Here is a 6,856-nt window from a genome sequence, read left to right on the forward strand (position 1 = left end):
AACCCGGAAAAATATATTGAAGAAAGTAAGATGATAAGGGGTTATGAGGCACCAAAGACCCAGACGGAAAAATTGGTAGTAGAGGCATTTGAACATGTACTTGGTATGGAAAGAGTAAGTGTAAATGACAATTTCTTTGATTTGGGTGGAGATTCGATTAAGGCTATCCATATTCTAAACAAGATAAGAGAAGCTGGATACGGTAGCTCCATGCGAAATCTTTTGATGGAGAGAACACCGAAGCTAATAGCCATGAATTTATCCACGAAAAAAGAAATTATACCTGCGGAGCAAGGAGAAATAAGTGGTGAGATTTCACTGACACCAATTCAAAACTACTTCTTCGCACAAAATATGATGAATCCTGAACATTTTAATGTATGCCAAGTGTTTAAGGTTCGTGAAAAACTAAATGTCCTGGCACTACAAAAAGCTTTGTCTGCGTTAGTACAGCATCATGATATGTTGAGAGCTACGTACAAAGATAAGAAACAGGTTATAGGGAAAGTAGAAGATAAGAAATGGTACGGCTTTACAACAATAGCATGTGAATCTGAAGAGATTCAGGAAAAAATTAAGACAACGAAAGTAAAGATGGATTTGGCGGAAGGACCATTATTGCAGGCTGTTTTATTTAGTACGCCGGAGCAAGATTATATGATGTTGCTAGCTCATCATATGATAATGGATGTGATTTCCTGGCGAATTTTAAGTGAGGATTTGGAGAAGGGCTACTCTCAAGCTTTGAATCAGAAAGAGATAACATTACCAGCTAAAACCGTTTCCTTTAAAGTATGGAGCGAAGGATTAGCTCGTTACAGCCAGAGTGAAAAGTTAAAGAGAAGGATAGCTTACTGGTCAGAGTTAGAAAATAAATTGGTTGATGGCAAGTTAAAAGAAGATAGCACTGATGATAAATTCGAACCAAAGACAGCCGTGGTATGTCTTAATTCCACGATCACAGAAAAGTTATTAAAAGAAAGTGCACATGCTTATAATACAGAGATTAATGACTTACTTGTAACAGCACTGGGACGTGCGGTAAACAAAGTAACAGGTCAGAGAACGCTTGCTATACAGATGGAAGGACATGGTCGTGAAGAAACAGTAGGGTCTTTTGATTTAGGTAGGACAATAGGATGGTTCACTAGTATATATCCCGTAGTTTTAGAAGAGTTAGGCACTAATATTGCTCAGGATATTCGAAATACGAAAGAGAACCTACGACGTGTGCCAGCACATGGAATTGATTATGGCCTCATAAAGTATGCAGACATGGTTAATTCAGAAGAAATGGATGTGGAAGTGGCACCAGATATATCATTTAATTATCTTGGAGAACTAGGAACAAAGAAAGAATCTGGCGATCCATATTTTGAGTTTTCACAACTGGGTTATGGACAGGATACGGATCCTCGCAATCAATTTGGACCATCCATTAACGTCATAGGTCATGTGCAAAATGGTAGTTTATCTATGACAGTAACCTGCAACAGCAGTCGTTATTTAGCTGAGAGAATTGAGCAAATAGGAAAAGCATATGAAGAAGAACTGATAGCGGTCGCAGAACATTGCTCCCATGCACAGAAGAGTGAGTCAACGGCAAGTGATTTTGGTGAGAGGGTATGGAAAGATAGCGAATTTTGTTATGTACAGGAAGCTGCCAAAAACCGCGGCGAAGAAGTTCAACGTATCTATCCTTTGGCTCCTGTGCAAGAGGGAATGCTCTATGAGAAGCTTTTGGATGAATCCTCTACGAAGTATGTTGTTCAGCAGACGTTGCGATTGACGGAAGTAGATGTAGAGAAGATGCACAAAGCTTTTGAATCTCTAGCAACACAGCATGATATTTTACGTACAAAGATCTGTTATCGGGGAGTAAGTGTGCCAAGACAAGTTGTATTGAAAGAAAGAAATCTGGAATTTAATTATATGGAAGTAGATAATGAATCCGATTATCTTGATTTAAAGGAACAAGATGTAAAACGTGGATTTGATTTAGAAGAAGATACACTAGTTCGTATGAATCTGATAAAAATAAACAATAGTGGATATCGATTGATCATGACGAACCATCATATTATTTTAGATGGTTGGTGTTTGCCAATTTTGCGTAGAGATTTGTTTAATGCGTATATGGCAACAGACGAAGAGTGTTTAAAAATACCTAATAAGACTGCTTCTAATAAAATGGGCAGCTATGAAAAATTTGTAGATTATATAAATGAAAAAGATAAAGAGCCGAGCCTTAAATATTGGGAAGACCTTCTTCAAGGATATGAGACAAGGGCTGATATTCTACCTATGGGTCGTCCAGAAGAAACAGAAGAAGAGAGTCAGAGTCAAGAGTTTAAGTTAAGCTTGGAGGTAACCGAACAAGCAGAAGCGGTATGTGCCAAGTACGATGTAACATTGAACACGCTAGTAGAAGCTTGTTGGGGCGTTTTATTGGAAAAATACAACTCAACCAATGATGTCGTTTTTGGAAAGGTTGTATCTGGTAGAAATGCAGAGATTGAAGGTATTGAAGAAATCGTTGGTTTATTTATCAATACAATACCTGTACGTATATCGACAACAAACGAAGACACATTTGCCGATTTGTTGAAATCATTACAGGACCAAGCAATTGCTGCAAATGATCACGATTTTCTTCCTTTAGCAGAAATACAGAATCGTACTTTATTAGGAAGGAATCTAATTGGAACCTTATTCTTCTTTGAAGGCTATCAAGGAACAAGTATCAATATTGATGGCAAATTAAATGTGGAATCTGAATATTACCGCGAACAAATCGGGTATGACTTGGGAATGACAGCATTTAAGAGTGATCGTCTTCATTTTAGAATTCTATTCAGTACAAAGCTATATAACAAGGAAGAAATAAACATTATCGGTTCCCATTTGCAAAGACTTATGGAACAAGCAATTGCAGCACCACACACGAAATTAACCGAATTAGGCATGACAAATGAAGCGGAAGAAATGAAAGAATTAGTACAGTTTAACGCAACGGATCGTGACTATCCAAGAGACAAGACCATTGTCCAATTATTTGAGGAACAAGTAGCAAGAACACCCCATAATACAGCAGTGGTATGCGGGAATGAGCAATTGAGTTACGCTGAATTAAATGCTCGTGCCAATAAACTTGCATTAAGGTTACGACGGGAATACCATGTCCAGCCTGATGATTTTGTTGCGATTATAGCAGAAAGAAGTATTGAGATGGTGGTCGGATTATATGCCATCCTGAAGTCGGGTGCAGCATATGTACCAATTGACCCGTTTTATCCAGAAGAACGCATCGAGTATATATTGGAAGATAGCCAGCCGAAAGCGGTTTTAATTGGTCATGGAAAGTATAATATTTCCCCTGAAAAGGTTGTCGACTTATATAGTGCAAGCAATTATGAAGAAGGTGCAGAGAATCCTGAACATGTAAATACTCCTCATGATCTTATTTATCTGGTTTATACATCGGGTACAACAGGAAAACCAAAAGGAGTTATGGTAGAGCATCGGAATATAGTCAATCAGCAGATGTGGACACAAAGAGAATATCCATTACACGAGGGAGAATCTCTTTTAATGAAGACCACTTGTGCCTTTGATGTTTTTGCCTGGGAAGTATTTTGGTGGATGTTAGCGGGTGGTAAACTTGTTATTTTGCAACAAGGAGAAGAAAGTCAAAGTGATAAGATCATCAAGGTAATTCAGGATTATAAAGTCAATGCAATCCAGTTCGTTCCTTCAATGTTCAATATGTTCTTAGAAGAATTAGATATGAGCAAAGAGAGAATAAATACGCTACGTTATATCATTAATATTGGTGAGAAACTGAATGCAGAAAGTGTGAGACATTATAATCAATTAAGGGAAAAAGGACAAGTAAGAGCAGAACTACTGAATCTCTATGGTCCAGCAGAAACTACAGTTAATTCCAGTGGATATCATTGTCCAACAGACTTAAATGTAGATAAAGTATGGATTGGTAAGCCTATTAGTAATACACAAATTTATATATTATCAAATGAAAAAATAGCCGGAATAGGTGTACCAGGGGAATTATGTATTGCAGGAGAAAGTGTGTCGCGTGGATACTTAAATCGTGAAGAATTGACAGCACAGAAATTTATTAAAAATCCTTTTGGTTCAGGAATGATGTATAAAACAGGTGATCTGGCACGGTGGATACCGGATGGAAATATTGAGTACCTTGGCCGTATAGATGATCAGGTTAAGATAAGAGGTTTCAGAATCGAACCAGGAGAAATTGAAAGTACTTTGATGGAACTCGAAGGAGTTAGTGGAGCAGCCGTTGTAGTACGGCAAGACAAGCAAGGAGAAAAATATCTGTGTGCTTATGTAGTCGTTCATACAGAAGTAGAAAAATTAGACGAAGATACAATCAAGAGTGAATTACGCAAGAAGTTACCAGACTATATGGTTCCTTTATATATTATTCGAATTGACCAAATTCCATTAAGTCATAATGGAAAGCTGGACAAAGCGGCACTACCAGAACCAGAATACAAGTCTAAGGAATATGCAGCACCAACAAATAGAGAAGAGAAGTTAGTAGTTGAAGCACTTGAGAAAATCCTAGGAGTAACAGAAATTAGTGTCCATGATAGCTTTTTTGACTTGGGTGGTCATTCACTGAAAGTTACATTATTGTGTAATGAATTAGAAAAGACAATCGGTATAAAACTGAAGCTTAGTGAAATATTTGCTTTATCTACACCCAAACGTATTGCAGAAAGAATTGGAAGTTTACAATATGATAGTTTTTCGGAAATACCGAAAATAGCTAAAGCAGAGTTCTATCCTATGAGTTCTGTTCAAAAGCGACTTTATCTTCTCAATGAGATAGTAGGTCCTAGTATTTCCTATAACATTTCGAATGTCATAAAATATGAAAACACTCTGGATAAAGAGCAGCTACAGGGAGCGTTAGATAAACTCTTAGAGAGAGAAGAAGTATTGAGAACCAGCTTCCATCTTATTAATGGAGAGCCAGTTCAAGTGATTCAACCAGATGCGAGAGTAGTATTAGAATACAAAGAAGCAGATACACTAGATATTCAAGATGAATATGATCGTTTTGTTTGCCCATTTGATTTATCCAAAGCACCTTTGATGCGGGTTAAGTTACTACAGACGCCACAAGCTTCATACTTGATGCTGGATATTCATCATATTGTTTCTGATGGAGAAAGTCTGCCTATTATGATGAACTGGATAAGCGAGTTATATGAAGGAAATACTTTATCAATGCCAAGGGTTCATTATAAAGATTTCTCTGCTTGGCAAATGACTCAGGATATTACGAAGCAGGCGGCATATTGGAAGAACGAGTTCTCAGGCGAAATTCCAATACTAAATTTGAATACAGATTTCCAACGTCCTAAGAAAAAGAGCTTCAATGGAGCCGACGTAAAAACTAAGATTGAAGAACCAGTTTTTATGGAAATAAAAGAATTAGCGAAGAAGCATGGTGCTACGGAATTCATGATTATGTTATCAACCTTTATGCTTCTATTGAGCAAGTACAGTCAACAGGAAGAAATTATAGTCGGAACTCCTGTATCAGGTAGAACCCACGTTGATACACAAGACATGCTGGGGATGTTTGTAAACTCCTTGGCTATCAAAGGAAATGTGAAACAAGAGGAGAGTTTTGAACAAGTATTGCTAGGAGTAAAAGAAAAATGTCTTCTTGCGTACGATAATCAGGACTTTCAATATGAAGACTTGGTTGAGGCAGTAGATGTAAAGAGAGATTTATCAAGAAATCCATTATTTGATGTAATGTTTATGATGCCAGAGAGTGAAATTATGTCTGGTTCAAAGAGCATTATGAGTGGAACATGGGTACCAATGGAAGGAAAAGTAGCTAAGTTTGATCTGAATTTAATGGTAATACACACATCAGAGGGTTATGTGGTCAATTTAGAGTATTCTACAGATTTATTTAAACAGGAAACGATAAAGCAAATGTTGGATGATTATGTTTCATTGCTTTCAGAAGTTGTCAAGAATCCAGAAGATCGTTTGCAAAAGCTACTTAAGAAAGAGGATGTTAAGAAAGAGGAGAAAGATTCGACCCAAGCAGAGCTTGATAATCATGCCAATCTTTTGGCACGGCAAGTTTCAGATTTGATGAAAGCATTGCATCAAAGAGATCAAGCCTACTGGAAGAAGAAAGTAGGTGATTTCCCGGATGCACCACAGTTACCGCTTCTTTCTAATGGGAGTGCTGTAAACAACGCAACAGTAAAACGTTTAGAAACGAAAATTTCTGCAAAAGACTGGGCGATTGTGAGAAACAAAGCTTTGGATAACAGAATTGCACCATCTGCGTTATTGTGCACAATATATGCGGAAGTTCTATTTAAATGGAGCAATCAATCCAATATGGCACTTAGCTTAAATCTGTTTAGTAATCAGCCTTTTCATCAAGATGGAATGTCGCTGATGGGGGATTTTGTATCAAAATTGTTGTTGGATATCGATTTATCATCTCACAGACCATTTTGGGAAAGAACTACTGAGATTCAGAATCGGTTATTTGAAGCGTTAAACCACAGATTTTACAGTGGGGTTGATTTCCTGCGTGATCTGGCTGAACATCGTGGTCAAGAAGCTCAAGCTATAATGCCAATTATATTTACAAGCATGCTTCGTGGCGAAGTGGATTCTTTCAATGCCAATATAGGTAGTAGGGGAGAATTGAAATACGGAATAAATCAGGCCCCTGAAGTATTTTTGGACTTCCAAGTTGCGGAAAGCGACGGACAATTAATGATGACTTGGGATTATGTGGAGGATTTGCTTGATGAAGATATGATCC

General features: G+C 37.5%; 1 protein-coding gene. It reads left to right on the forward strand.

The window, feature by feature from the left end:
• On the forward strand, positions 1-6,856 hold a 6,856-nt coding region (locus ACNFN4_RS22020), incomplete at both ends, for an amino acid adenylation domain-containing protein (RefSeq protein WP_448200478.1).

The organism is Bacillus sp. N1(2025) (assembly GCF_053470005.1).